The organism is Burkholderia arboris, assembly GCF_902499125.1.
Classification (GTDB): Bacteria; Pseudomonadota; Gammaproteobacteria; order Burkholderiales; family Burkholderiaceae; genus Burkholderia; species Burkholderia arboris.
Genome location: NZ_CABVPX010000014.1, coordinates 164,377 through 191,329 on the forward strand (window position 1 = coordinate 164,377; position 26,953 = coordinate 191,329).

The following is a 26,953-nucleotide window of genomic DNA, read 5'->3' on the forward strand; positions in this document are numbered from 1 at the left end:
CGCCGTTCGCATGGGGGGGCGCAGCCCCCCCGTCTCCGGAGGGCTTGTCCGTCCGACTGCCAGGCGGCCCGGCGGAGGCTGACATGACTGCAACGAACGTCCACGTCCACCTGTTTTACGGCGCCGATCCGCGTACCTACCGGAAAGGCGAGAACATCGGCTGCCTGTACGGCTATCACCATGCCGAATCCGACGAATTCCGGCTGACCTATTCGCAGGACGGCGGCGAGAATCGCGTCGCGAGCCTCGCGCGCCGTGCGCTGAAGGCGGCGCTCGGCTTCGATCTCGTGCATGCCTGGCGCAACCGCGCCGAACTGCTCAATACCGACGTGATCTGGACACACACGGAACAGGAGCACCTCGCCGCGTCGCTGATCCTGAAGCTCGCCGGCGCGCAGGGCAAGCGCCCGTTGCTGCTCGCGCAGAGCGTGTGGCTGTTCGACAAGTGGGGCAGCTTCGGCGGCCCGCGCCGCTGGCTGTACCGCAAGCTGCTCAAGCGCGCGGACGCGCTGACCACGCTCGCCCGCGACAACGCGGACCTGTGCCGCCGCTATCTCGGGCGCGAAGCCGAGTTCGTCTACTACGGGCTGAACACGCAGGATTTCCCGCCGACCGAGCCGCAGCAATGGAAGCCGAGCCGGCCGCTGCGGATCGCGGCGATCGGCAACGACCGCGATCGCGACTGGCGCACGTTCCTCGCCGCGTTCGGCGGCGACGAGCGTTACGACGTGCGGCTCGCGACGCGCCGCCGCGTGCCGCGCGAATGGCACGCGCCGAACGTGAAGATCGGTTCGGCGTCGGGGCTCGCGAAGCAGCACGAGCTGTATGCGTGGGCCGACGTGATCGTCGTGCCGCTGCGGCCGAATTTCCATGCGTCGGGCATCACCGTGATGCTCGAGGCGGCGGCCGTCGGCAAGCCGATGATCGTGTCCGACGTGGGCGGGCTCAGCGACTACTTCCCGCACGATACGGCCGCCTATGTGCCGGCGTTCGATGCGCAGGCGATGCGCCAGGCGGCCGACCGCTTCGTCGCCGATCCGGTTGCGGCGCTCGATTGTGCGCGGGCGGCTGCCGCGTGCCTGCGCGAACGCGACCTGACCACCCGGGCGTTCGCCGAGCAGCACGTGCGGATCACGCGCGACATGCTGCGCCGGCGCCGTACGCCGGCCGCGGCAGGCGTGACGATGCCGCTCGCGGATTCGCGTCCGTCGTCGCGTTGAGAGCGGATCGATGAGTACGATTACCGCCGAACGCGCCCCGTCGCGCAACCGCCGCTGGTTCGCCGAGCCGAAGCACTGGGCCGGGCAGGCCGGATTGTGGACGTTTACCGCAGCGCTGATCGCCATCCACCAGGGCAAGGTACTGACGCTCGCGTTTCCGGTGCTGGCCATCGCGGTCGGCATCTGGCTGTATTTCAAGAGCCCGGCGCGCTATGTCGGCTTCATGTGGTGGGTGTGGTTCCTGAGCCCGGAGGTGCGGCGTCTCGCCGACTGGTCGAAGGGCGCGTTCACGCCGACGAGCCTGATCCAGGTCGCGCCGCTCGCGGTGACGATGATCGCGGGCCTGGGGCTGCTCAGGCATTACCGCGCGCTCGCGCAGCGGCGCGGGATACCCGTGCTGCTGATGCTGTTCGGGCTCGCGTACGCCTATCTCGTCGGAATCGTGTCGAGCGGCGTGATGGCCGCGACCTATGACCTCGCGAACTGGGTGTACCCGGTGCTGATCGGCTTTCACATCATGGTCAACTCGCGCGACTATCCCGAGTACCGCGACGTGCTGCTGTCCACGTTCATGTGGGGCATGCTCGTGATGGGCGTGTACGGCGTCGTGCAGTACTTCGTGATGCCGCAGTGGGACGTGCTGTGGATGATCGGGTCGGACATGGGTTCGCAGGGCGAGCCGGTGCCGTACGGCGTGCGGGTATTCAGCACGATGAACTCGTCGGGGCCGTTCGCGTTCGCGATCATGGGCGCGCTGGTGTTCGTGTTCGCGGCGCCGCAGAAGATCCGCTGGTTCGCCGGGGCGGCCGGCTTCGTGTCGTTCGCGCTGTGTCTCGTGCGCTCGACGTGGGGCGGCTGGGTGATCGCGCTCGCGATCCAGCTGGCTCAGTCGAACAACCGCGTGCGGATGCGGATCCTCATCAGCGGCATCGTGCTGGTCGGGCTCTGCGTGCCGCTGCTGACCGTCGGGCCGGTGGCCGACCGTCTGGGCGCGCGTCTGCAGTCGATCACGAACCTGAAGGACGACCGGAGCTACGACGATCGCAACAAGTTCTACGCGACCTTCGCGCAGACCGCGTTCACCGACGTCGCCGGCGAAGGGATGGGCGCGACGGGGGCGTCGACGAAGCTGTCGAGCGACAGCGGCGAGCTCGGCAAGTACGGCAGCTTCGACAGCGGCGTGATGAACGTGCCGTTCGTGCTCGGCTGGCCCGGCACGCTGCTGTATCTCGCCGGCGTCGTGATGCTGTTCGGCCGCGCGCTGCGCGCGGCTTTCAAGCTGCGCAAGGACAAGTTCGTCGCCGCGTGCCTGAGCCTGTGCCTGTCGACCCTCGCGATGCTCGTGTTCACGAACTCGCTGATCGGCACGGGCGGCCTGCTGATGTTCACAGCCATTTTTTCGATACTTGCCGCGGCGCACTGGCAGAAGGCACAACGCCTGCTGGCCGCCGCGCGTTCACGGGGAGGCGACCATTGAGAATCGCGATCGTCACGCATGTCGTGCGACATAACGACGGGCAGGGCCGCGTCAATTACGAAATCGCGCGCGCGGCGCTGGCCGAGAACTACGAGGTCACGCTGGTCGCGTCGCATGTCGCGCCGGAGCTGCTGGCCGACCCGCGCGTGCGCTGGGTGCCGGTGAAGGTCGGCGGCTTCTGGCCGTCGAATCTCGTCAAGCAGCAGGTGTTCGCGCTGAAGAGCGCGGCCTGGCTGCGCGCGCATCGCGGCGAATACGACGTGCTGCACGTGAACGGCTTCATTTCATGGATCAAGGCCGACGTGAATACCGCGCACTTCGTGCACGGCGGCTGGTTCAAGAGTCCGTACTATCCGTTCGGCCCCACGAAGGGGATGTGGTCGGCTTACCAGTATGTCTATACGCGCGTGAACACCGTGCTCGAGCGCTGGGCCTACCGGCGCTCGCGCGCGATTACCGCGGTGTCGCAGAAGGTGGCCGACGAGATCGCCGGGCTCGGGATCGACAGCCGCAAGATCAGCGTGATCTACAACGGCGTCGACGGCAGTGCGTTCGCGGGCGCGCAGGCCGATCGCGCGGCGTTCAAGCTGCCGGACGACGCGTTCCTGCTGCTGTTCGTCGGCGACCTGCGCACGCCGCGCAAGAACCTCGGCACCGTGCTGAAGGCGCTGACGAAGCTGCCGGCGAACGTGCACCTGGCGGTGGCCGGCTATCTGCCCGGCAGCCCTTATCCGGAAGAGGCGCGTGCGCTCGGCATCGATTCGCGCGTGCATTTCCTCGGTCTCGTGAAAAACATGCCGACGCTGATGCGTTCGGTCGACGCGTATGTCTTTCCGTCGCGCTACGAAGCGATGAGCCTGTCGCTGCTGGAGGCGATGGCGGCCGGGCTGCCGGTCGTCACCGCGCGCACGGCGGGCGGCGCGGAAATCATCACGCGCGAATGCGGGATCGTGCTGGAGGACCCGGACGATCCGGCCGCGCTCGCGCAGGCGATCGGCTCGCTCGCGGCCTCGCGCGACACCTGCCGCGCGATGGGCGACGCGGCCCGCGAACTGATGACCCGTTTCGGCTGGGCGCACATGGGTGCCCAGTACGTCGCGCTCTACCGGCGCATCGGCCAACCCACGCAGCCGTCCGCCTTCGAGCGGGTCGAGCATGCAATCACGCAGGAGCAACCGTGATGTCTCAATCTTCCCGGCCGATCAAATCGTTGCAGATCGGCATGCACTGGTTCCCCGAACGCGCGGGCGGCCTCGACCGGATGTACTACTCGCTCGTCGGCGCGCTGCCGGGCGCGGGCGTCGAGGTGCGCGGGCTCGTTGCGGGCTCGCCGAAGGTCGCCGACGACACGGGCGGGGCGATCCAGGGCTTCGGTCCCGCATCGGAGCCGCTCGCGCGCCGGATGCTCGCCGCGCGGCGCGCGCTGCGCGAGGAAATCCGCAGCGAGCGGCCGGACGTGATTTCGTCGCACTTCGCGCTGTACACGTTCCCGGGGCTCGACGTGACGCGCGGGATTCCGCAGGTGTCGCACTTCCAGGGGCCGTGGGCCGACGAAAGCCAGGTCGAGGGCGCCGCATCGCTCGGGCAGCGCGCGAAGCGCTACCTCGAACAGGCCGTCTATACGCGCTCGTCGCGGCTGATCGTGCTGTCGCAGGCATTCGGCCAGATCCTGACGAACCGCTACGGGATCGATCCGTCGCGCGTACGCGTCATTCCCGGCTGTGTCGATACCGCGCAGTTCGACACGCCGCTCACGCCCGCCGAGGCGCGGCACAAGCTGCAGCTGCCGCAGGACCGGCCGATCGTGCTGGCCGTGCGCCGGCTCGTGCGGCGCATGGGGCTGGAGGACCTGATCGATGCGATCGGCCTCGTCCAGCACCGTCACCCGGACGTGCTGCTGCTGATCGCCGGCAAGGGCAAGATCGGCGAGGAGCTGCAGCAGCGCATCGACGATGCCGGGCTCCAGGACAACGTGAAGCTGCTCGGCTTCGTGCCCGACCATCATCTCGCGGCGCTGTACCGCGCGGCGACGATCAGCGTCGTGCCGACGGTCGCGCTCGAAGGTTTCGGGTTGATCACCGTCGAATCGCTCGCGTCCGGCACGCCCGTGCTGGTCACGCCGGTCGGCGGGTTGCCGGAGGCGGTTGCCGGGCTGTCCGACGATCTCGTGCTGCCGTCGACGGGCGCGGATGCGATTGCCGACGGGCTCGGCGGCGCGCTGTCGGGCGCGATCGCGCTGCCCGACGAAGCCGCGTGCAAGCGGTATGCGCGCGATCATTTCGACAACGCGGTGATCGCGCGACGCGTCGCCGGCGTGTACGAAGAGGCGATCCAGGCGGCAGGCTGAGCGTCCGCGGCGCGTCCCTGGCGCGCCGAACCCGAAAGCCGGGCCGGCGCATGTTCGCGACCGGTTCGCGCGCCGGCCGCCCGACGAGGGCGGGCCGGCTTTTCCCGGTTGATCCACACCGATCCACACGGCCGGCGCGCGTCACGCGCGCCGGAGCGTCACGGCCCATGCGCCGAACGCGGCCACGCTCACGACCGCGCCGAGCACGCAGACCCCCGTCCATCCGGCGCGTGCATACATCATCGTCGAGGCAATCGCGCCGAGCCCGCTGCCGACCGAGTAGAACAGCATGTAGCAGCCGACGAGGCGTGCATGCGCATCGGGCCGCGCGCCGAGAATCATGCTCTGGTTGACGACATGGACGGCTTGCCCGCCGACGTCCAGCAGCACGATGCCAACGATCAGCAGCGCAATCGACGTATTGCCGAACGCGAGCGGCAGCCACGAGCACGCGAGCAGCGCGAGTGCGGCGCCGGTCGTCGCTTCGCCGCGCCCGCGATCCGCGAGCCGGCCCGCGCGGGCCGCCGCCGCCGCACCCAGCGCGCCGACGAGGCCGAATGCGCCGATTTGCGTATGCGACATCGCGTGCGGCGGCGCGCTCAATGGCAGCACGAGCGCACTCCAGAAGATGCTGAACGCCGCGAACATCAGCAGCGCGATCGCACCGCGCACGTGCAGCACGCGTTCATGTCGCAGCAGCGACACCATCGAGCGCAGCAGCGCGACGTACCCGATGTGTTCGCGCGGCGCGTGCGTGTCGGGCAGCAGCCGCGACAACACCACGAGCATCGCGATCGCGAGCACGCCCGACACCAGGTAGACCGCACGCCAGCCCGCGATGTCGGTGACGATACCCGCCAGCGAGCGCGCGGCCAGCAGCCCGACCACGACACCGCCTTGCGCGGCGCCCACCACGCGCCCGCGTTCGCCTGCGCCAGCGAGGGCCGCCGAGCACGCGATCAGCCCTTGTGTCATAGCGGTACCGAGCAGGCCGACCGCCACCATCCCCGCTAGCAGCGCAATGCGCGTCGACGACGCGGCCACGCCGATGCAGGCTGCCGTCAGCAGCAGAAGCTGCACGGCGATCAGGCGCTTGCGGCTCAGCAGGTCGCCGAGCGGCACGACGAACAGCAGCGCGAGCGCGCAGCCGAGTTGCGTCGCGGTGATGACGCCGCCGACGGCCGCCTGCGACACGCCGAAATCGCGCGCGATCGAATCGAGCAGCGGCTGCGCGTAGTACACGTTCGCGACGCTCGCCGCGCAGCAGGCGGCCAGCAATGCGACGCGTGCCGAAGACAGGCGGCCGTCTTCGGCCGGATGCGTTGCATGTGTCGGCCCGTTCGAAGCAACGGTGCCGGATTGACAGGAAGACGCCATGGGTTTCCTCACGCAAAGTAGTTGCAAAATGAAACTGGTGTGGAGTGTAGGAAAAGTAGTTTTAAAATGCAACCTGTTGTGCGGCGGGCGGCGGCTCGCGCACGGATGGCCGGCGCTGCCGCAAAGGCGGCCGGCACGATTGCGGAGAGGAACATGGCCAGGCAGAAAAGTCTTGCGGATTCGCCGTGCCCGGTGGCGCGGGCGACCGATATCGTCGGCGATCGCTGGGCGTTGCTGATCGTGCGCGATGCGTTCGACGGCGTGCGCCGCTTCGGCGATTTCCGCGCGAGCCTCGGCGTGGCGAGCAACATCCTGTCCGACCGGCTGAAGATGCTGGTGGACGCCGGCGTGTTCGACGTCGTGCCGGCGTCGGACGGCACCGCGTATCAGGAGTACGCGCTGACGAAAAAGGGCGAGGGGCTGTTTCCGGTCATCGTGATGCTGCGGCAGTGGGGCGAAGCGAACCTGTTCGCGCGCGGCGAGCCGCATTCGGTGCTGGTCGATCGCAGCACGGGGCGCGCGATCCGCAAGCTTGCGCTGCGGCACGACGATGGTCGGCTTTTGAAGGCGGCCGAGACGGTCGTGAAGAAGATCGGCGCTGAAGCGGCGGTGGCGCGGCAGTGAGCGCGATGCGTGGCGGCCGGTCGGTCGGCTAGACTGTCGCGATCGTCGTCGACCGGAGTTGCTTCGCCATGACCCATCCGCTGGATTCCGCCGGTTATCGGCGGTTGCTCGACCTGCAGCGCCGTATTCACGACGCTTGCGAGCGAGAAGGCGCCGAGGACGGGCACGACCATTCGGATCCGGCGGAGCCGCTGTGGCTGACCGATTTCAACCATGTCGACGTCGCGCCGATGCGGGCCGGGCTGCATGTCCGGTATTTCGGCGAAGCGTGGGGCGAGCCGCTCGACCGGGTGCTGGCATGCCTGGCGGAACGGGAGGTCGCGAGCCTCGTGACCGATCTGGCGTTCAGCGGCCCCGACGAGGGGGCGAACGGCACGCGCGAATGGGATTTCGGTCCGCTGCTCGATTCGGATGCGCACTTTCCGATGCTGCGCTCGCTCTATGTGCGGCCCACCGAACCGGCCGATCACAACCTGTCGATGATCGTACGCCGCGGCCTCATCATGCAGGAGGGCGGCGAGATTGCCCGTTTCGTTGCGAAGGCGCCGTTCCTTGCCGAGCTGACGGTGCCGAATGCGCCCGATGCGCGCTTCTTCGACGTGCCGTTGCCGCACCTGGGCCGGCTGCGCATCGGTGGTAGCAGCGACACCCAGCAGTTCATCGACCGTCTTGCCGGCAGCGACAACCTGTCGTCGCTCGGCTGCCTCGACTTCTCCGAATCGACGGAACTGCATGCGGCGTGGAAGCACGAGCGCGGCGCCGGCAGCGTGACGTCGTTCGACGCTTACGAGCGTTTGCTGAGGAGCCCGGCCGGCCAGCGGCTCCATACGCTGCATCTGCGCAATACCTGTCTCGACCTCGAGGCGCTCGAAGCGCTGCAGGCGCTGCATCCGCGGCTGCAGTTCATGGTGATCCAGGCCAGCGGCGGCGGGTACGTGAGCCACTTCAAGCGCAACGTCTTTCCGTGGCGTCACCTGATCCAGCCCGATCCGGGCGACGCGTGACCGCCGGTGCTCAATCGGTCGCCGGCATCGCCCGATGCGCGCCCGAGGCGCCGCGATGCGCATCGGGCCGCACGCGTGTCGCGAGCAGCGCGGCGGCGACCAGCAGCGCGACCGACACGGCCGTTTCGATCCGTAGCCCGCTGACGACCTGCGATGCACCGCCACCGCCGGCAAGCGCGCCGAACGCCGCGACGCCCATCGCGCCGCCGGCCTGCCGCGCGGTATTCAGCACGGCCGACGCGATGCCGGCCCGTTCGGGCGCGACCGATGCGAGTACGGCGGTCGTCATCGCCGGCACCGCGAACCCCATGCCCGTCGGAATCAGCAGGAACGGCACGAGCAGCGCGGCAAGCGGTGTCGATGCGTCGACGAAATGCAGCGACCCGTAGCCGAGCGCGGCAACGAGCGCGCCCGCCAGCATCGGCGCGCGCGGGCCGTGACGCGCGACGACGCGCCCGCTCGCGAGATTCGCCAGCAGGAAGCCGCCCGTGAGCGGCAGGAACGCGAGACCCGCCTGCAGCGCCGATTCGCCGCGTGCGCGCTGCAGGTAGAGCGCGAGCACGAATACGGTGCCGTAGTAGGTGAGGTTCACGCAGATCCCGAACAGCACGGCCGCGCTGAACGTGCGATGGCGGAACAGCGACAGCGGCAGCATCGGCGTGGCCGTGCGCGACTCGACCGCGACGAACGCGAGCGCGGCCAGGGCCGCCAGCACGAAACCGCCGGCCACGACCGGATGCGCGAAGCCGAGCGGCTGCCATTCGATGACCGCGCCGGTCAGCGCGGTCAGCATCGCGATCGCGATGAACTGGCCGCGCAGGTCGAGCGCACGGACCGGACGGGAAGGCGCTGCCGGTTCGCGGCGCGCCGGCGCCCACGCGAACGCGGCCGCGAGCCCCGCCGCGCACAGCGGCAGGTTCACGAGGAAGATGCCGCGCCAGCCCCACGCGGCGATCAGCAGGCCGCCGACGACCGGGCCGGCCGCGATCGAGATCGACCCGGCGGCCGTCCACCAGCCGACTGCACGGGCGCGCAGGCGCGGGTCGTGCCGGCACGCGTCGTTGAGCAGCGCGAGCGAATTGGGCAGCATGGCCGCGGCGCCGACGCCCTGCAGCGCGCGGGCCGCGATCAGCATCGCGGGTGTGACGGCGGCGCCGCACGCAAGCGACGCGAGCGCGAACAGCACGAGGCCCGCGATGTACAGGCGGCGCGCGCCGAAGCGGTCGCCGAGCGCGCCGCCCGACAGCATCAGCACTGCGAACGCGAGCGTGTACGCATCGACGACCCACTGCAGGCCGGCGACCGGCAGGTGCAGGTCGGCCGCGAGATGCGCGAGCGCGATGTTGACGATCGTCACGTCGAGCTGCGTGACGACGAAACCGATGCTGACGGTTGCGACGACGCGTGCGAGCGTGGAAGGGAAAGCGGGGGAGGGGGTGGTCGTATCCATGCACCCATCGTAGGACGCGACGGACGGGCGATGTTTCAGCGGGACGTGAAGCGTCGATACCTGCGCCGACGCGGCTGCGTGTCCGGCGAGGCCGATGGGCTCAATGCCGTTCGCCGCGCCAGCGTCCGGGCGCGACGCCGAAGCGCTTCGTGAACGCATGCGTGAACGTGCTTTGGTCCGCGAAGCCGACCAGGCCGGCAATGTCGACGAGCGGGTGGCGGCCGTCGGCAAGCAGCACGACCGCCGCGTCGAGCCGCAGCCGCTGCAGGTAGCGATGGGGCGTTTCGCCGAACGCGTCGACGAACAGTTGATGAAACCGGCGCATCCCGTAGCCGCAATGCGCGGCAAGATCGGCGATACGCAGCGGCTCCGCGAGCCGCGCGCGCAGCCAGCGGTCGATGCGCGCGAAATCGAGGCCCGACGCGGGCGCGGCGATGCCGGCGTCGTCGAGCAGCGCGTCGCACAGACGCGCGGCGGCCTGCCACTGGAAACGGTGCGCGGCGGCCTGCCGTGCGTCGCCGGCCGGCGCATCGTGTTGCGCGGCCGCCGCCGCGACCTGCGCGACGAGCGACGTGAGCGCCGGGTCGATCGCCACGGCGCGCGCGCGGTCGAACAGCCGTTGCGGCACCGCGAGCGACGTGGCGGGCAGGTCGATCACGAGCTGGCGATTGTCGCCGAGGCCCGCATAGTCGTGGCGCGCGCCGGCCGGTATCAGCCAGGCCGCGTGCCGGTCGATGCGCTGGCCGATTCCGTCCACCGCCATCACCATCGCGCCATCGACGCCGAGCACGACCTGGTGGAAGTCGTGCACGTCCGACGCTTCGCGCGTGTCGTAGCGGCGCAGCGCGATGGCGGGGGAGGCGATGCGTGGCATCGGACGGAAACGGCCGGGTGCGACGTCAGACGTCGAGCAGTTCGACTTCGAACACGAGCGTCGCGTTCGGCGGGATCACGCCGCCTGCGCCGCGCGGGCCGTAGCCGAGTTGCGGCGGAATCGTCAGGCGACGCACGCCGCCGACCTTCATGCCCTGCACGCCTTCGTCCCAGCCCTTGATGACCATGCCGCCGCCGAGCACGAACGCGAACGGGTCGTTGCGGTCCTTGCTCGAATCGAATTTCTGACCGTCGGTCAGCCAGCCCGTGTAGTGGACGCTGACGGTCTTGCCGGCTTGCGCTTCCGCGCCGGTGCCTTCGGTCAGGTCTTCGTATTTGAGGCCCGATTCGGTCGTGATGACAGACATGACTTCTCCTGAAAGAGGTTGCGTAAAACCGCTATTGTAGGCGAGCGCGCCGCGCGCCGTCGCAGGTGGCTTGCGGCTCGTCGCGCGCGTGCCGGAGCCGGCGGCGGGTTGCCGTGGCCGCGCTCGCCCGAAACGCCATTGGAACGCGCGTTTGAATTTTTCACGGGCCCCGCGATCGGGGTTGCACCGTTGCGGTGCGCCGCGCGTATGAATCGGCGCTACCGCTGCGATCCGCCGCCTGTCGACCGCTCGCGGCGGATTCCGTCAAACGCCCGCCGCACGAGGCTGTCGGGCCGGCAGCGGGGCGCGACGCCGGGCGCCGCACATCGTCCGCCAGCCCGCCTGCGCGTTCGAATCGCGCCCTGTCCGGGCGCCGTTCGAGCGCCGTTTTTTCCGCCGTTTCGACCGTGCCCTGTTTGGAAGCGTGCATCTACCGCGCGGCTTGCATGCGCCGGCGCGGGCGGCCTATCTTTACATCTGTCGATGTCAAGATTTTGGCGGTGCGCGATGCGCCGCCCGGGCCCGCGCCGGCCGTGTCGGATGACGTGCCGGGCCGTCCGGAACCAGGAGAACCATGAACATGAAGTCAGCCGCTTCCGCCACCGCAGCCGGGATCATGCCGGTGCGCCGCGACCTGCGCTTCGACCTGCCGGTCGAACGCGCGAAGGACTGGCATGGACTCGGGTCGCATGTGACCCATTTCTTCAACGCGCTGTCGCTGCTGTTCCCGGCCGGCGAGCGTTTCTTCATGGATTCGGTGCGCAACTACCGCGACCGGATCGACGATCCCGTGCTGAAGCAGCAGGTGCTCGGCTTCATCGGCCAGGAGGCGATGCACACGCGCGAGCACATCGAATACAACGAGCTGATGCAGGCGAACCACCTGCCGGCGCGCAAGCTCGACAAGCGCGTGTGGGCGGTGCTCGGCTTCATGAAGCGCAAGCTGCCGCATTCGGTGCAGCTCGCGCATACGGTCGCGGCGGAACACTACACGGCGATGCTCGCCGACTGGCTGCTGCGCGACCCGACGCGCCTCGACGGCTCGGTCGAAGGCTACCGGCAGATGTGGATCTGGCACGCGCTCGAGGAAACCGAGCACAAGGCCGTGTCGTTTGACGTGTGGAATACCGCGATGAAACCGGGGCTGCGCCGCTATTTGATCCGCATCGGCGTGTATCTGCTGACGACGCTGACGTTCTGGCCGACCGTGTTCCTGATGCACGCGACGCTGCTGTGGCGCGATCGCGGTGCCGGCCATCACGTGCGCGGCATGCTGCGGATGATCGCGTTCCTGTACGGGCCGCGCCGCGGGCTGTTCCCGCGCATCGCCGGCGAATGGCTGAGCTTTTTCCGGCCGGGCTTCCATCCGTGGGACCACGACAATCACCATCATCTGGCGCGAGTCGACGCGCTGGCCGCCACATACGGCGAACACGCCGGCACGCCGGCCGGCCGCGGCCGCGCGAACGCACCGGCGCCGCTCGCATCGGGCCGCTGACACGATCCGCCGCGCGATCATGCGCGGCGTTGCGCGGAGCATGTTGCGTTCCCGCATCAACCGGCTTCGTCTGACGATTGACGGAAATCAACCGGAATCGGTTGCGCCGGTGCTCGCCTGTCCGGCCGACCGGCTGCACACGTGCGCACCGGCGCGCCGAATCTGCGTGCGTCACTTCATGCGCAAACGCTGCGCGCCAGCACCGGCGTGGCTTTGCGCGGCGGGCGCCTGCCCGCTCGGGTGTCAAGCCGCCCCGCCACCGGGATAACACCCATCTAGCCGCCGGCCGAACGCATCGATATACCGTTCATGAAAGCGTCCAATTCTCGTGCGATTCGTGCGCGGGGGGATTTTATTCGGACGGAAATGCGGCCAATATGTCGGTTCGATCGTGGTCCGTCGTATGCGGCGGCGAGCCGGCGCACGATACCAACGCCAAGCGGGGAACAACGATGGTTGCAAGGTCACCCGACGCAAACGGGCAGGCAGCGCCCGAGATGACGGATGTCTCCGTCACCGCACCCGAGGCCGGGCGCAAGCTGTTCGTGATCATGCGCACGCCCGACGAGCCGTTGCTGGCGCAACTGCGCGGGCTTGGCTGGGAGATTGCGGTTGCAAAGACGGCCGGCGCCGCGCAGAACATGACGTCCGGCGTGAACGTCGCAGCCGGGCTGGTCGATTTCACCGGGTTCACGTCGCGCGACTATCCCGCGCTGAAGGCGTGCCTGAGCCAGCCGGCGATCGGCTGGATTTCCATCGCGCAGGCCGGCATCACGATCGGCCCCGCCGTGCGCGAACTGATCCGCAGCTATTGCTTCGACTACGTGACGCTGCCGCTGCCGTACGAATGGATTTCGCACGTGCTCGGCCATGCGCGCGGGATGGCCGCGCTCGATCGCGTCGACGGTGCCGCGTATGCGGCGTCCATCGGCGAACACGGGATGATCGGCAACTGCGAGGCGATGCAGCAGCTGTTCAGCACGATCCGCAAAGTCGCGAAGACCGACGCGAGCGTGTTCATCTCGGGCGAGTCGGGCACCGGCAAGGAACTGACGGCGCTCGCGATCCACGAGCGCTCCGTCCGCGGCAAGGGACCGTTCGTCGCGATCAATTGCGGCGCGATTCCGCATCACCTGCTGCAGTCAGAGCTGTTCGGCTATGAGCGCGGCGCATTCACCGGCGCGAACCAGCGGCGCGCGGGCCGGATCGAATCGGCGAACGGCGGCACGCTGTTTCTCGACGAAATCGGCGACATGCCGGTCGAAAGCCAGGCGAGCCTGCTGCGCTTCCTGCAGGAGGGCAAGATCGAGCGGCTCGGCGGGCAGGAATCGATCGCGGTCGACGTGCGGATCATCTCGGCCACGCACGTCGATCTCGACGGCGCGGTCGAGGCCGCGCGCTTCCGTGCGGATCTCTATCACCGCCTGTGCGTGCTGCGCATCCACGAACCGCCGCTACGCGCGCGCGGCAAGGACATCGACATCCTTGCGCACTATGTGCTGCAGAAATTCAAGGCAGACAGCGGCCGCAAGATCAGCGGCTTCACGTCGGCCGCGCTCGATGCGATGCGGCGCTACGAGTGGCCCGGCAACGTGCGCGAGCTGATCAACCGCGTGCGGCGCGCGATCGTGATGGCCGAGAGCCGGCTGCTGACGCCGCACGATCTCGGGCTCGACACGCCCGGCGAAACCGAACCCGTGACGCTCGAACAGGCGAGGGCGCTTGCCGAACGCACCGCGATCGAAAACGCGCTGCTGCGCAACGACCACCGGATCAACAAGGCCGCCGCCGAACTCGGCATTTCACGCGTGACGCTCTACCGGATGATGATCGAGCACGGGCTGAACGACCACGACAACAACGGCGGGAACGGCGACAGCGGCGGGCACGACGGCGCACCGTCCGGCGACGCCGGGCATCAGCGGGTCGGCTGAGCGGCGCGCGGTGCGTGCGAACCGGCTCAGCGATAGGTCCAGAGCCGGTGCAGCACGAACGTGACGGGCGGCACGCACAGCACGACCGCGACGATGCTCCATGCGCGGGCGAGCCCCAGCGCCTCGGTGCCGTGCGCCAGCAGCATCGTCACGACGAGGCCGGCCATCGCGACCGCGAGAAAGCGCACGAAGTTGCTCCACGTCACCGGCGACGAAAAACTCCACAGCGTATTGGCGAGATACGAGAACGCGGTCGAGCAGACGAACGCGGTTGCGTTCGCGACCACGGGCGTCGCGTCGAACAGCGCGAACATCGCGGCGGCGATCAGCGCATGCAGCGCGGTCGAGCCGAGGCCCGACACGCCGAAGCGGATCAGCCTGGCGCGTTCGGCGGCATAGAGGGTGCGGATCATCGTGGGCGGTCGTTCGGGCAGCGTGGCGTCGCGGGAAGCGGTGCCGCAGTATAGCCGCGCGAGCGGGCCGGCCCTGCGCCGGCCGCATGTAAAGCGCATGAAACGTTTCGCGCTGGCAACCGGGTGAATTTTCGCGGCGAACCGGGCCGGCCGGCTCGCTCCCCGTCGGTAAATTTTCCGCGCATCATTGTTCAGCCTTATCCCGCAAGGCCCGGCCGTCACGCGTCCGGCGAGCGCCGCGCATCGCATGTTTCAGTTTCGCAACTTCCGGCATTCCACACCCGTTCGAGCCGCCGGCCGGCCCGGCCGACCCCTTGTCCGGACGGGCTCGCGCGGAGCTGGCCCGCTCCTTGCGGAGAGTGTCGTGCGAGAGTCGACGACGCGAGGTCCGTCCGGTTCGGCGGCGAAGGCAGCCGGGTCCGGCCAGGACGCAGTCCGCGGGGATGCGGTGTCGGAGCGCGGTGCAGCGGCCGCGTGACGGCGAGCACGGCGCGTCGTCGCCCGATCGTCGGGGCACCGGCATGATCCGGTTGCCGGAACAAACATCACACTGCATACGGGGTAGAAAAATGAACGATCGCCACACGCCGCGGCTGGCAGGCCGCGATCGCAGTGATTCGGGACATCGCCGGTCGAACGTCGCACTTGCAGCCGGCCGGCATGCCTCGACAGGCCATCTCTCCGCGCCCGGTGCGAGGCGGATCCGGCTGGTTGCCGGTCATCCGCGCCGGGTCGGCACTTTCCTGCACGCCAACCCGATCCGCATGGGCATGTGTACACGGGCGCCGGTACCGCGACGCCCGATCTTCGCCTATTGACTCAAGCAGCACGACCTCCTTTCGCATTGCCCGTCGCTCCCGCGAGCGATTGATCTGCAATCCGAATGATGGTCGACACGTCGTGCCGCGGAGGCGATGCACGACGAGAAGGATTCGATGCGACGGCGAACCGCGCGATGCCGTTGCCATCCGGTTGAAGGGGAGGGGCGGTCGGACGCGCGCGACGGGAGCAGTACCCGTACGCGCGCGACGCCGTTTTTTCAACCGCCGTAGATGTCGAAGTCGAAGTACTTCGACGCGAGCCGCTTGTAGGTGCCGTCCTTCACCATGTCGACGATCGCGCGGTCGATCTTCGCCTTCAGGTCGGTGTCCTCCTGGCGCAGCCCGATGCCGGCGCCGATGCCGAGCACCTTCTCGTCGACGAGTTCGGGCCCGACGAACGTGTAGTTCGCACCGCGCGGCGATTTCAGGAACCCGATCGCGGCCTGCACTTCATCCTGCAGCGCCGCGTCGAGGCGGCCCGACGTCAGGTCCGCATACACGCCATCCTGGTTCTGGTACGACACGACGTTCGCGCCTTGCTTGCCCCAGTACGCCTTCGCATACGTTTCCTGCGTCGTGCCCTGCTCGACGCCGATCGATTTGCCCTTCAGCGATTCGGCCGTCGGCAGCAGCGGCGAGCCTTTCTTCACGACGAGCCGCGTCGGCTGGTTGTAGATCTTCGTCGTGAAGCCGATCTGCTGCGCACGCTGCGGCGTGATCGACATCGACGACAGCACCGCGTCGAACTTCTTCGCCTTCAGCGCCGGAATCATGCCGTCGAAATCGTTCTCGAGCCACACGCACTTCGCCTTCAGGCGCGCGCAGATCTCGTTGCCGAGGTCGATGTCGAAGCCGACGAGCTTGCCGTCGGGCGCCTTCGACTCGAACGGCGCGTAGCTGGCATCGGTGCCGAAGCGGATCGTGGTCCAGTCCTTCGCGACGGCGGGGCCTGCGGATACCGCGAGCAGGGCGATCGAAACAGCGGCAATCAGTCTCTTCATGGTGCGTTCCTTGGCGTGGTGCATCCGGTTTCCGTGCGACACGGTTTCCCGGACACGCGTCGCGTTCCGACGCGCTGTCCGCATGGCCATTAACGCAGAAAATAAAATCAAAGTCCAGAATGGACAAAAAATATCGTTTTGTCGGAGGCGTGGACCGATCGATGGGGGACGACCCTTGCAAAAATGCGAAAATGGACTAATCTTGTTAGTAAATTCATTTCGAGACTAACGATCATGTCACAGCCCGCCTACGATTCGCATTCCGCCCCGCCACAGGCTTCGGTCGCGCAGATGTCGGCGGCTGGCCTGCGCGCGTTTTTCAACATCGCGCGCGACTGGGAGCTGACGATCGACGAGCAGATCGTGCTGCTCGGGTCGCCCGGCCGTTCGACGTTCTTCAAGTGGAAGGCCACGCCGGAATCGGCGCGGCTGCCGCGCGATACGCTCGAGCGGCTGTCGCTGCTGCTCGGCATCTACAAGGCGCTGCAGATCCTGCTGCCGCAGCCGGCCGCGGCCGACGCGTGGGTCAGGCGGCCCAATGACGCGGCGCCGTTCGGCGGCAAGCGCGCGCTCGACCGGATGCTCGCCGGTAACGTCGGCGATCTGGTCGCCATCCGGCACTATCTCGACGCGATGCGGGGTGGCTGGGCGTGACGACACCGATCGAAACACGACAATGGCCCACGACCGCCGTCGACTGGGCCCCGGCCTACCGCGTGATCCCCACCCGTTTTCCAGCGATCAACCTGTTCGATCGCGTGGCGTCGGCAGACGATTTCGATGCGCTGTACGCGCTCGAATCGCTGACCAACGACCGCATCCGCACCGAAGTCGGCACGCTCGGCCTCGTGCCGCCCGCCGAGCGCCGCTACGGGCAGGGCTGGGGGCCGATCATGGCCGCGTTCACGCACCTGAATCCGCTGGGCAGCCGCTTTTCCGACGGCAGCTACGGTGTGTTCTACTGCGCCCGCTCGCGCGACACGGCGATCGCCGAAACGCGCTATCACAGCGGGCTGTTCCTGGCCGCGACGAAGGAGCCGCCGATGCGCCAGCAGATGCGGCTCTATACCGTGCTCGCGCAGGGCGACGTGGCCGACGTGCGCGCGTGGCCGCAGCGCGATCCCGCCTTGTTGCATCCGCTCGACTACAGTGCGGGGCAGGCGCTCGGCCGCGCGGTGCGCAACGCGGGCGGTGCGGGGATCGTCTATCCGTCGGTGCGCGACCCGCGCGGCGAGTGCCTCGCCGCGTTCCGCACGACGTTGCTGCGCGACTGTCAGCACGCGGCCTATCTCGAATACAACTGGAACGGCTCGGCCGTCGATGCGGTGTTCGAACTGAACCAGGTCGGCTAGCGTTCGCGCGTTCGCGGGCGGTTGCGCGGCGAGGGCGCCAGCCGGTGCACCGGCGCGTCGGCGCATCAGGGTAGCGGCCAGTCGCCCGCGTGGCGCTCGCGCGCTTCGGCTTGCGTCATCGACCACGTGCTGCCGGTGCGCGGCTCGGCGAGCGTGAGCCGCCCGGACGGCGCGAACGCACCCGTATCGATGAACCATTGCGCGCCGATCCGCTGCGGCGCACGCACGGGCGTGTGCCCGGTGCAGGTCAGCGACAGCCCGGCCTGCCGCGCCGGATCGGCGAGCCCCTGAACGAGGTCGCGGCCCCAGATCAGCCGCTCGCGCACGTCGTGCGGATAGTTGCCCGCGTCGAGATCCGTGTCCGAGCCGAAGAATTCCGCATGCAGCACGTTGAAGCGGTCGGGGCCGTCGCCGATCACGCGCACCAGCGGCAGCGCATCGACGCGCGCCGCATGGGCGTGCAGCCGTTCGGGCGGCAGATCGGCGCCCCAGTCGCCGCCGATCCCGCGCCACGCATCGGGCGGCACCTTGCCGCGCGACACGAGGCTCAGCACCTCCTCGTGATTGCCGCGCACGACGTGGCACCACGGGCGGTCGAGCAGTTCGAGCGCGATTTCGGAGGCCGGGCCGCGATCGACGAGATCGCCGACCGAGAACAGGCGGTCGCGGGCCGGATCGAAGCGGATATCGTGCAGCAGCGCGCGCAGCACGTCCACGCAGCCGTGCAGGTCGCCGACGACGAAGTCGCGGCCGGACGTGTTCGCGGCGTGGCGGCAGAGGGGGGCGGTGGCAGTCATCCCCTTATCTTAGGCGCTCGTGCCCATCGCCACGTCACGATGGAATGGCGATAATCGGGGCGCGTTACCCGCCGGCACGGCGCAGCGGGCCGTCCCGCGCGCCGGCCGAACCCTTTCCATCCGCTTTCGGAACGACACGATGACGTTTTATCCGCAGGTATTACGCAACCGGCCGCGCATGGTCGCGGCGTTCGTCGCCGGCGTGCTGTGCGCGGTGCTGCTGCCGTTTCCGATGCGTCCGGCCGTGCGGGCGCTGATCGGCTGGGATTGCGCGATCTGGCTGTATCTCGTGCTGATGTGGGTGCGCATGGTGACCGCACATCATCACAAGGTGCGCGAAGTCGCGATCCGCGAAGACGAAAACGCGACGACCGTGCTGACCGTCGTGTGCTTCGCGACCGTCGCGAGCGTGGCCGCGATCGCGATCGAGCTCGCCACGGCCAAGAGCGTCGGCTTCAGCGCGGGGCTCAGCCACTACGCGATCACGGGCGCGACGCTGTTTGGCGCCTGGTTCCTGATCCCGACGATCTTCACGCTGCACTACGCGCGGCTCTATTACGGATCGCCATCCAACGACCGCGCGCTCCGCTTCCCCGACCGCAACCCCGAACCCGACTACTGGGATTTCCTGTATTTCGCGTTCACGCTCGCGGTCGCGTCGCAGACGGCCGACGTGTCGCTCGCGAACCGCTCCGCGCGGCGCTCGGTGCTCGCGCAGTCGATCCTGTCGTTCTACTTCAACATGGCCGTGCTCGGGCTGTCGATCAACGTGGCGGCAGGGTTGCTGAGCTGACGCCGGTTACTTGAGCAGGTCGTACGGGCCGCCGCGTTCCAGCGCCCGCTGGTACGCGGGCCGTGCGTGGATCGCGTCGAGGAAACGCGCGATCGCGGGATACCGGCTGCCGCCGCCGCGCGAGGTCGCGGCTTCGAGCGGAAAGCTCATCTGGATGTCGGCCGCGCTGAAGCCGTTGCCGACGAACCAGCCGGTGCGTTGCAGTGCGCTGTCGATATGGCCGAGATGCAGCGCGATCTGCGGATCGACGAAACCCGACTGCAGTGTTTCAGCGATCTTGCGCGCGATCGGCCGCGCGAAGAACGGCATCGGCGCATGCGCGATCCGCAGCGCGACGAGCTTGAGCAGCAGCGGCGGCATCGCCGACCCTTCCGCGTAGTGCAGCCAGTACGTGTAATCGTGCCGCTCGGGTGAGCCGGGCGGCGGCGCGAGGCGCCCGTTGCCGTAGCGTTCGACCAGGTACTCGATGATCGCGCCCGATTCGGCGAACGTATGGCCGTCGTCGGTGACGACCGGCGACTTGCCGAGCGGATGGATCGCGCGCAACGCGGGCGGCGCGAGCATCGTTTTCGGATCGCGTTCGTAGCGCACGATCTCGTACGGCACATCCAGTTCTTCGAGCAGCCAGAGCACGCGCTGCGAGCGCGAGTTGTTCAGGTGATGGACGGTGAGCATGTCGAGGCCGGAAAGGGGCGGAAACGACATCATACCCAGCGCGTGTGGCGCGTACGCGAATCCAGTCCTGCGCCGCGTCGAACCGCTACGCGCCCCGCACCGCGACCCACGCGCCCCAGAACAGGCTGGCGAAAAAGCGCAACGGCGCGTCGAAGCCCGCATCGCGCAGCAGCGCGAACACGGCCTCCTCGGAGGCGGGCGGATCGGCGCCCTGCAGGATCTTCGCGAGTTGCGCACGCACGGCGTCGGGCGTGGCGCCCTTCATGCGCCAGCGTTGCTGCCACGCATCGAGCAGGCGAGGGTGGTCCGCGTAGCGGCGATGGTTGCCGGCGAGCACGAGCGGCGCGCCGGGCTTCAGGCGCCGCGCGATCGCGTGCAGCAGCGCGGCCTTCGCTTCGTCGCCCGGCACGTGATGCAGCACGCCGATCAGCGTCGCGCCGTCGAACGCGGGGGTGTCGGGCAATGCGTCGACGCCGTCCTCGATGAACACCGTGCGTGCCCCGTGGCCGGCGGCCTCGACGTTCGAGTGCGCAAGCGCGAGCATCGGCGCAGACGGGTCGACGGCCGTGAACTGCCAGCCCGGTTCGAGTGTGGCCGCGACGCAGATTTCCTGGCCCGTGCCGCCCGCACCTGCGACAAGGATCCGTGCATCGGTCACGCCGATCGCCGACGCGAGCATGCATGCGCTGAGCTCGTGGCACGCATCGTAGCCGGCGAGCGCGATGCGCGATTGCTCGGCATATTCTTGCGCGCGTGACGGATCGAATTTCGCGGCGCTGGCGGGAAGCGACATGGCGGGTTCCTTGGGTCGATGGCGGACGACGTGCCCGCGGGCATGACGCAGAGCGTACGGGCCTGCGGCCGGCGCAACAAGGCGAGCGGTCATTCCGGTATGCCGACTACCCGACTCGCCGGCATGGGCCGGCGCACCCGATTCCCCGGGGTCGATTCGCATTTAAAAATGTCTGACCAGCCTGCATCGGGATGGCGAATCCGGCGCATACTCGGTTCTCTCCCCCCGCCTGGCCGTCGCATGCCGGGCCCCGATGCGCCGCGCCACGGGCGCGGCCATGCCGCTCGGCACGCACGAGGAGCGCATGATGTCCGATTGTCCGCACGATCCGTACGCGCAGCACTACATCCATTGCTTACCGTTTGGCGCGCAGCCCTGCGGCGCGCTCTCCACGACACCGCGCACGCATTTCCGCGTGTGGGCGCCGGGCAGTACACAGGTCCAACTCGAACTCGATTCCGGCTCCGACCCGACGCTCGTTCCGATGACGGCCGCCGGCCCGAACTGGTTCGAAGTCTTCGCCGACTGCGGCGCGGGCACGCGTTACCGCTATCGCCTCGACGACGCCGTGTCGATTCCCGATCCCGCGTCGCGCTCGCAACCCGACGGGCTCAACGGTCCGAGCGAGGTCGTCGATCCGCGCGCATTCACGTGGCGCAACACGTTTTGGCGCGGGCGCGCGTGGGAAGACATGGCGCTTTACGCGGTCCGTCCGCACGCGGTGGGCGGCTTCGACGGCGTGCGCCGCCGCTTGCCGCAGCTCGCACGTCTCGGCGTGACCGCGCTGGAATTGCTCGCGTCGCCGCACGACAGCCTGCCGTTCGCGCCGCTCGCGGCCGAAGGCGGCCCCGACGCGCTGAAGGCGCTGATCGACGACGCGCACGGCTACGGGTTCGCGGTGCTGCTGGAGCTCGACTACGCGCGCTTCGGCAGCGGCACCGATGCGCTGCGCCATTACGCGGTGCCGTTCTTCCATACGCGCGACGATCCGTTGCAGGCCGCGCCGCTGGCGCTCGATCATCCGGAAGTCTGCGATTTCTTCTGCGACAACGCGCTGTACTGGCTCGACGAATACCGGTGCGACGGGCTGCGCCTGCGCGAAGCCGACCGGATCGGCGTGTCGTGGCTGCGCGAGATCGCGGATCGCGTGCGCGCGGCCGTGCCGGCCGACCGCCTGATCCACCTCGTGCTCGGCAGCGAGCGGCATCCGGCGCATCTCGCCGATACCCATTTCGACGCGCAGTGGAACGGGTGCGGCGAACGTGCGCTGCACCGGCTGACGGGGCGCGATACGTCGGCCCACGAAGGCATTTCCACGCACCAGTCGATCCACACGCTCGCCCGCGCACTGACCGCGGCCGGCGCGGCATTTCAGCCGGCCGCGTCGGGAGAGGGCGTGGCGGCCGACAGCGGGCTGGCGCTGACGTCGCTCGTGCTGTCCGATGGCGCGTGGCGCGACAGCGGCCCGGGCGATCAGGCGCAGGCGGCCGGCCTGGCCGCACTCGCGCTGTCGCTGCTCACGCCGCAGATCCCGCTGATCTTCGATGAAACCGCGCGCGACACCGATCGTGCGCATTTCGTGCAGTCGGCGCTCGCGGTGCGCGCGAAGCTGATCGCGCCGCGGCTGTCCGATTGCCGGCCGCAGGACGCGCATGCGCTGAAGGCGGACGGCGACGGCGATGCCGATGCGCTGCTCGCGTCCTGGCGGCTCGCCGACGACGAGACGCTGACGATTGCATTGAACCTGTCGCCCGATGCGCTGCGGTTCGACGCACCGGGAGGACGCGTCGTGTTCGAGACGCCGGCGCGCGCGCGCGATCGTGTCGATGAAGGGGAATTGCCGCCGTATTCGCTCGTTGCGTGGTTGACGGGTGACGTCAACCGCTATGCGCTGACGCACGATGCTCGGCGCATCGACGACGGTTCGTGGCGCGGCATGCGTCCGAACCTGAACGCATGAGCAGATGACGGCGTGACGGTTGGAAGGCCGGGCGCATGCGCGCCCGGCTGGGCCGCAGGCAATCCCGGACTTACCAGAACCCGCGAATCCCCGCGATGCCGTGCGCGCCGTGGCGGCGCGCGTCGTCGAGATGCGTGCGCGTCATCCCGCCGAGCGCGAAGACGGGCATCGCGGCCTGCGCGGCCAGCGTATCGAACTGCGCCCAGCCGAGTGTCGGCGCACCGGGATGACTGAGCGTCGGCAGCACGGGCGACAGCGTGACGAAATCCGCGCCGGCGCGTGCGGCCAGCAGCAGGTCGTCTTGCGAATGGCAGGCGGCCGACACCCAACGGCCGGCTGGCAGCGGCCGCTGCGCGGCGGCGCGCAACGCGGTGCCGTCGAGATGCCAGCCGGCGCCGTCGAGCCGCATCACGCCGGCGGCATCGATCGGGCCATTGAGCATCAGGTGGGCGCCGGCCGCGTCGCAGCGCGCGAGCGCTGCGGCGGCAAGCGACGCGAACGCGGCCGCATCGAGCGATTTCACGCGCAGTTGCACGAGCGTTTCACCGCGCGCGAGCACGGCCGACAACCGGTCGAGGAATGCCGCGCGATCGGCTGCCGACGCGGACGCCGGTTCGGGCGTGATCACGCAGCAGCGCGGCAGCATCGCGTTCATCGCGCGACGCAACGAGGGGCCGTCATTCGTCGGCCTCTTTCATGCCCTTCGGATAGACGCGCACGAGCACGATGCGCGGCCCGTTCATCTTCTTCACGACGACGTCGAAGCGGTCGAACGACACGCGTTGCCCTTCGGTCGGCAGGTCGCTGAGCGCCTGGATCACGAGGCCGCCGACCGATTCCGCGCGGCCTTCGTCGATGTCGATGCCGAGCGCCTGCTCGAGCGACACGACGGGCAGGCTGCCCTTGCCCATCAGTGTGCCGTCGTCGAGGCGGCTCCAGTCGGCATCGCCCTGGCGAAACTCGTCGTGGATCTGGCCGACCAGCGCGCCGAGCAGGTTGTCGAGCGTCAGGAAGCCGATCGGCTTCTCGCCCTTGTTGCCGACCAGCGCGAAGTGCGGGGCGCCCTTGCGGAAGCGGCGGAACAGGTCGAGCGCCGGGGTGTCGGGCTTCACGTACTGCACCGGGCGCACGTAGTCGGACAGGTCTTCGAGCGCGGCGCCCGCGTGACGCGCGAGCAGCAGGTCCTTCAGGTGGATCAGCCCGCTCACCTGTTCGCGCGACGCATCCTCGAACAGCGGATAGCGGCTGAAGCGGTGCCGCGCGACGATCTCCATGTTGTCGGGCAGCGGCAGGTCGCGCCGCAGGCCGATCATTTCATGGGCCGGCCGCATCAGGTCGGACACCGTCATCGACGAGAAATCGAGCGAATGCGCGAGCGTGTTCCACTCGTCGTTGCTGTACGTGCCGCGTGCCGGCTGCGCCGTGTTGCCGGCCGTGCTGCGGCGGCTGCGCAGGATCAGCTTCAGCTCGTCGGTCGAGTAGTGCGCGTCGCTGCCGTGGTCGGCCGACAGCCCTGCGAGCCGCAGCACCGCGTTGGCGCTGGAGTTGAGCACCCAGATCGCCGGATACATCGCCCAGTAGAACGCATACAGCGGCAGGGCGACCCACAGGCCGACCTTCTCCGACTGGCGGATCGCCATCGATTTCGGCGCCAGTTCGCCGACGACGATGTGCAGGAACGAGATCAGCGAGAACGCGAACACGAGCGAGATCAGGTGCACGACGCGTTCGGACTGCACGCCGATCAGGTCGAGCAGCGGGCCGATCAGTTGCGCGAACGCCGGCTCGCCGACCCAGCCGAGGCCGAGCGAGGCGAGCGTGATGCCGAGCTGGCACGCGGAAAGATACGCGTCGAGCCGGCCGTGCACGATGCCGAGGATGCGCCCGCGCAGGCCATGCTTGCGGGCAAGGGTCTTGACGCGCGTCGCGCGCAGTTTGACGAGGCCGAATTCGGCTGCAACGAAGAACCCGTTGAGGGCCACCAGGAACAACGCGCCGATGAGCGCGAAGATCTGTAACAAAGAATCGCTCCGGTTATGACAGGCCCATCAGTATAGAGCCAGAAAGGAATTTGTAATGTATCGGGCGGCCGATTGCTTACACCGGCGCCTCGCAGGGAATGGAGAACGAGAGGGTGACGGCCGCGCCGTCGGCGAATGCGTCGTGCGTCAACGTGCCGCCGTGCGCGAGTGCGACCCGCTGGCACAGTGCGAGCGCCCAGGCGTTTCGTTTCGCGTCGCGCTGGCGCAACATCTCGCGCCGGGCGAACGCTTCGAACGCGTGCGGTAGCGCGGGATCGGCGAGCGCGTCGGCGTTCACGGTGCACGTGGCGCGCGCGCTGAACTGCACGCCGTCGCGTGCGCATGCGAAGGCGACGCGGCTGCCCGCGGCGCTCGCTTCGACGGCCGTCGTCAGCAGGGTCCAGAGCGCCTGGGCGACGCGTTCGCGGTCGACGACGAGCGTCGGTTCGCCGTCCGGCAGCGTCGCGTCGAGCGTGACGTGTCGTGTGTCGGCGAGCGCGAAACGGACGAGCGCGAGCGTGTCGTCGAGCAGCGCGCGCAACGCGAACGGCCGTGGCGAGATCGCGAGCGTGCGCGTTTGCGCGCGCGGCGCGTCGAGCGCGTCGTCGATCAGCGCGACCTGCTGGTCGATGCCCGTGCGGATGCCCGCGAGCGCGCGCTGCAGGTTCGGGTCGGCGTGGGCGAGCTGGCGCTCGAGCACGTACGCCCAGCTGTGCATCGCGTTCAGCGGGCTGCGCAGGTCGTGCGACGCGGTGGAGAGCGCCTGGTCGCGCAGGAACAGGGCCGCCTGGGCAGCGTAGTGCGCTGCGCGTTCGCGCAGCAGGTCGGCGGCGGGATCGGCGGAAGTGGACGTCACGGAGCGGGCCTGTCGGAAGCGGTTGGCGTGGAAGTCACGCGAACCGCCATTATAGGGACGGTGCGTGTCACGCCGGCAGCGCGTCCTCGTCCTTTTTCCGGGCGTCGCCGTTCGGCAGCAACTGGCAGGCGAGCAGGCCGGCGAGCATCAGCGCGCAGCCGACGAGCGCGCGCAGCGTCAGCGTTTCGCCGAGCGCGGCCCAGCCGGCGATCGCCGCGAACACGCCTTCCATGCTGAAGATCACGGCCGCGTGCGCGGGCGCCGCGTCGCGTTGCGCGACCACCTGCAGCGTATAGCCGACGCCCACTGACAACAGCCCGCCGTACAGCAGCGTCGGCAGCGCGCCGCGCAGCATCGCGACGCTGACCGGCTCGACGGCGAGGCCGACCGCGAGGCACGCGACACCGCACACGAGGAACTGCAGGAACGCGAGCACGAGCGGGTCGTGGCGCTTCGCGAGATGGCCGACGGCCATCACGTGCGCGGCGATGATGACGGCGCCCGCAAGCTGGAACCAGTCGCCGTAGAGCACCGAGAAGTGCTCGTCGATGCTGAGGAAATACAGGCCGATCGCTGCCAGCAATGCGCCGAACCACGTGCCCGCGCCGATCCGGTGGCGGGCGAACACGCCCATCAGCGGCACGATCACGACATACAGCGAGCTGATGAAGCCGGCGTTGGCGACCCGCGTGTATTGCAGGCCGAACTGCTGCAGCGAAATCGACACCGCGAGCAGCCCGCCGAGCGCGAGGCCCGGCAGCAGCAGCGCCGGTTCGCGGCGGATCGCCGCGAGCTGCGCGCGCGACGCCGTATTCAGCATCAGCAGCGGCACCAGCACGAGCGCGCCGAGCAGGAAGCGCAGCCCGGTGAACAGGAACGGCCCGATCACGTCGAGACTCAGGCGTTGCGCGACGAAGGCCGAGCCCCAGATCGCGGCGGCGGCGAGCATCAGCAGGTTGGCGCGGACGTGCTTGCGGGCTTCGGGTTTCATCGGAATTCTTCAGGAGATTGCGGGCGGCGGAACCCGCTAGTTTACGCCGAGATTGCAAGGCTGTCGGCAAACCTGCGCAGCGCGGCGGCGGCCCGGATGTCGCGTACGCGCGAATACAGCACGACCTGCGATTGCGGCAGCGGCGGCAGTCCGAATTTCGCACCGACGTCGACCAGCGTGCGCGGCGCGACACGCCGTGCGAGCGGGCAGACGGCGAGCCCTGCCGCGGCCGCGGCCGTGACCGCCGCGACCCCGCCGCCAATGAAGCGCTCGCGCCACGGCAGCCCTGCACGGTCGAGCGCGCGCAG

The 26,953-nt window shown here is 69.0% G+C and carries 26 protein-coding genes and 1 pseudogene; 13 read left to right on the top strand and 14 right to left on the bottom strand.

Annotated elements, in window-relative coordinates; translation table 11 throughout:
- The first annotated feature begins 83 nt into the window (after positions 1–83).
- The 4 genes from BLA15945_RS18890 to BLA15945_RS18905 are packed head-to-tail and all read left to right on the top strand — an operon-like array spanning position 84 to position 5,044.
- A complete protein-coding gene (locus tag BLA15945_RS18890) occupies positions 84–1,220 on the top strand; it encodes a glycosyltransferase family 4 protein (RefSeq protein ID WP_059237356.1) in 1,137 nt (378 codons plus the stop codon).
- Between the two features lie 10 nt (positions 1,221–1,230).
- Positions 1,231–2,697, top strand: a complete 1,467-nt coding sequence (locus BLA15945_RS18895) for an O-antigen ligase family protein (RefSeq protein WP_059237355.1) — start codon at positions 1,231–1,233, stop codon at positions 2,695–2,697.
- The gene (locus tag BLA15945_RS18900; RefSeq protein ID WP_174993127.1) at positions 2,694–3,878 is read left to right on the top strand and encodes a glycosyltransferase family 4 protein; all 1,185 of its coding nucleotides are present in this window, start codon (positions 2,694–2,696) and stop codon (positions 3,876–3,878) included. The genes BLA15945_RS18895 and BLA15945_RS18900 overlap by 4 nt, the downstream gene beginning before the upstream one ends.
- Positions 3,878–5,044, top strand: a complete 1,167-nt coding sequence (locus BLA15945_RS18905) for a glycosyltransferase family 4 protein (protein WP_174993128.1) — start codon at positions 3,878–3,880, stop codon at positions 5,042–5,044. The genes BLA15945_RS18900 and BLA15945_RS18905 overlap by 1 nt, the downstream gene beginning before the upstream one ends.
- 141 nt (positions 5,045–5,185) lie before the next feature.
- On the opposite strand, the gene BLA15945_RS18910 is transcribed toward BLA15945_RS18905, so the two are convergent.
- Positions 5,186–6,421 (bottom strand): MFS transporter, encoded by a 1,236-nt coding sequence (locus tag BLA15945_RS18910; protein WP_174993129.1) that lies wholly within the window; start codon positions 6,419–6,421, stop codon positions 5,186–5,188.
- A 153-nt stretch (positions 6,422–6,574) separates the two neighbouring features.
- Here BLA15945_RS18910 and BLA15945_RS18915 point away from each other — a divergent pair, with 153 nt between their 5' ends.
- On the top strand, positions 6,575–7,045 hold the full coding sequence (locus tag BLA15945_RS18915) for a winged helix-turn-helix transcriptional regulator (protein WP_174993138.1): 471 nt from the start codon (positions 6,575–6,577) through the stop codon (positions 7,043–7,045).
- Between the two features lie 68 nt (positions 7,046–7,113).
- Positions 7,114–8,049, top strand: coding sequence for a hypothetical protein (locus BLA15945_RS18920; RefSeq protein ID WP_059237350.1), 936 nt, complete (start codon positions 7,114–7,116; stop codon positions 8,047–8,049).
- Positions 8,050–8,059: 10 nt separating this feature from the next.
- On the opposite strand, the gene BLA15945_RS18925 is transcribed toward BLA15945_RS18920, so the two are convergent.
- The 3 genes from BLA15945_RS18925 to BLA15945_RS18935 form a co-directional block, all read right to left on the bottom strand.
- Positions 8,060–9,499, bottom strand: coding sequence for an MFS transporter (locus BLA15945_RS18925; protein ID WP_059237349.1), 1,440 nt, complete (start codon positions 9,497–9,499; stop codon positions 8,060–8,062).
- Between the two features lie 100 nt (positions 9,500–9,599).
- Positions 9,600–10,373: an AraC family transcriptional regulator gene (locus BLA15945_RS18930; RefSeq protein WP_059237348.1), complete on the bottom strand. Its 774-nt coding sequence runs from the start codon at positions 10,371–10,373 to the stop codon at positions 9,600–9,602.
- A gap of 25 nt (positions 10,374–10,398) precedes the next feature.
- Positions 10,399–10,740, bottom strand: a complete 342-nt coding sequence (locus BLA15945_RS18935) for an FKBP-type peptidyl-prolyl cis-trans isomerase (RefSeq protein ID WP_006479474.1) — start codon at positions 10,738–10,740, stop codon at positions 10,399–10,401.
- A 580-nt stretch (positions 10,741–11,320) separates the two neighbouring features.
- On the opposite strand from BLA15945_RS18935, the gene BLA15945_RS18940 reads away from it, so the two are divergent.
- On the top strand, positions 11,321–12,238 hold the full coding sequence (locus BLA15945_RS18940) for a metal-dependent hydrolase (protein WP_174993130.1): 918 nt from the start codon (positions 11,321–11,323) through the stop codon (positions 12,236–12,238).
- Positions 12,239–12,690: 452 nt separating this feature from the next.
- A complete protein-coding gene (locus tag BLA15945_RS18945; RefSeq protein WP_059237347.1) occupies positions 12,691–14,172 on the top strand; it encodes a sigma-54 dependent transcriptional regulator in 1,482 nt (493 codons plus the stop codon).
- Positions 14,173–14,198: 26 nt separating this feature from the next.
- Here BLA15945_RS18945 and BLA15945_RS18950 read toward each other — a convergent pair whose 3' ends face one another.
- Positions 14,199–14,585: a GtrA family protein gene (locus BLA15945_RS18950; RefSeq protein WP_059237346.1), complete on the bottom strand. Its 387-nt coding sequence runs from the start codon at positions 14,583–14,585 to the stop codon at positions 14,199–14,201.
- A gap of 569 nt (positions 14,586–15,154) precedes the next feature.
- Here BLA15945_RS18950 and BLA15945_RS18955 point away from each other — a divergent pair.
- The gene (locus tag BLA15945_RS18955) at positions 15,155–15,403 is read left to right on the top strand and encodes a hypothetical protein (protein ID WP_081051935.1); all 249 of its coding nucleotides are present in this window, start codon (positions 15,155–15,157) and stop codon (positions 15,401–15,403) included.
- 221 nt (positions 15,404–15,624) lie between these two features.
- On the opposite strand, the gene BLA15945_RS18960 is transcribed toward BLA15945_RS18955, so the two are convergent.
- Complete coding sequence (locus BLA15945_RS18960) at positions 15,625–16,407, bottom strand: ABC transporter substrate-binding protein (protein WP_059240775.1); 783 nt, start codon at positions 16,405–16,407, stop codon at positions 15,625–15,627.
- Between the two features lie 234 nt (positions 16,408–16,641).
- On the opposite strand from BLA15945_RS18960, the gene BLA15945_RS18965 reads away from it, so the two are divergent.
- Together BLA15945_RS18965 and BLA15945_RS18970 are read left to right on the top strand one after the other, a co-directional pair.
- Complete coding sequence (locus BLA15945_RS18965; protein WP_059237345.1) at positions 16,642–17,061, top strand: MbcA/ParS/Xre antitoxin family protein; 420 nt, start codon at positions 16,642–16,644, stop codon at positions 17,059–17,061.
- A complete protein-coding gene (locus tag BLA15945_RS18970; protein WP_059237344.1) occupies positions 17,058–17,759 on the top strand; it encodes an RES family NAD+ phosphorylase in 702 nt (233 codons plus the stop codon). The genes BLA15945_RS18965 and BLA15945_RS18970 overlap by 4 nt, the downstream gene beginning before the upstream one ends.
- Positions 17,760–17,824: 65 nt before the next feature.
- On the opposite strand, the gene BLA15945_RS18975 is transcribed toward BLA15945_RS18970, so the two are convergent.
- Positions 17,825–18,556, bottom strand: a complete 732-nt coding sequence (locus BLA15945_RS18975; protein ID WP_059237343.1) for a metallophosphoesterase — start codon at positions 18,554–18,556, stop codon at positions 17,825–17,827.
- Positions 18,557–18,695: 139 nt separating this feature from the next.
- On the opposite strand from BLA15945_RS18975, the gene BLA15945_RS18980 reads away from it, so the two are divergent.
- The gene (locus BLA15945_RS18980; RefSeq protein WP_059237342.1) at positions 18,696–19,349 is read left to right on the top strand and encodes a DUF1345 domain-containing protein; all 654 of its coding nucleotides are present in this window, start codon (positions 18,696–18,698) and stop codon (positions 19,347–19,349) included.
- A 6-nt stretch (positions 19,350–19,355) separates the two neighbouring features.
- Here BLA15945_RS18980 and BLA15945_RS18985 read toward each other — a convergent pair whose 3' ends face one another.
- On the bottom strand, positions 19,356–20,024 hold the full coding sequence (locus BLA15945_RS18985; protein ID WP_174993139.1) for a glutathione S-transferase: 669 nt from the start codon (positions 20,022–20,024) through the stop codon (positions 19,356–19,358).
- A gap of 85 nt (positions 20,025–20,109) precedes the next feature.
- Complete coding sequence (locus tag BLA15945_RS18990) at positions 20,110–20,817, bottom strand: class I SAM-dependent methyltransferase (RefSeq protein WP_174993131.1); 708 nt, start codon at positions 20,815–20,817, stop codon at positions 20,110–20,112.
- Positions 20,818–21,124: 307 nt separating this feature from the next.
- Here BLA15945_RS18990 and BLA15945_RS18995 point away from each other — a divergent pair, with 307 nt between their 5' ends.
- The gene (locus BLA15945_RS18995; protein ID WP_174993140.1) at positions 21,125–22,777 is read left to right on the top strand and encodes a DUF3459 domain-containing protein; all 1,653 of its coding nucleotides are present in this window, start codon (positions 21,125–21,127) and stop codon (positions 22,775–22,777) included.
- 70 nt (positions 22,778–22,847) lie between these two features.
- Here the strand turns inward: BLA15945_RS18995 and BLA15945_RS19000 are convergent, their stop codons facing one another.
- The 5 genes and pseudogenes from BLA15945_RS19000 to BLA15945_RS19020 form a co-directional block, all read right to left on the bottom strand.
- Positions 22,848–23,432, bottom strand: a complete 585-nt coding sequence (locus BLA15945_RS19000) for a thiamine phosphate synthase (protein ID WP_174993132.1) — start codon at positions 23,430–23,432, stop codon at positions 22,848–22,850.
- A gap of 22 nt (positions 23,433–23,454) precedes the next feature.
- The gene (locus BLA15945_RS19005) at positions 23,455–24,798 is read right to left on the bottom strand and encodes a hemolysin family protein (protein ID WP_059237339.1); all 1,344 of its coding nucleotides are present in this window, start codon (positions 24,796–24,798) and stop codon (positions 23,455–23,457) included.
- 76 nt (positions 24,799–24,874) lie between these two features.
- Positions 24,875–25,654, bottom strand: coding sequence for a sensor histidine kinase (locus BLA15945_RS19010; RefSeq protein WP_174993133.1), 780 nt, complete (start codon positions 25,652–25,654; stop codon positions 24,875–24,877).
- 67 nt (positions 25,655–25,721) lie between these two features.
- Positions 25,722–26,645, bottom strand: coding sequence for a DMT family transporter (locus tag BLA15945_RS19015; RefSeq protein WP_059237337.1), 924 nt, complete (start codon positions 26,643–26,645; stop codon positions 25,722–25,724).
- 41 nt (positions 26,646–26,686) lie between these two features.
- A pseudogene (locus BLA15945_RS19020) lies at positions 26,687–26,953 on the bottom strand (LysR family transcriptional regulator); the annotation flags it as partial.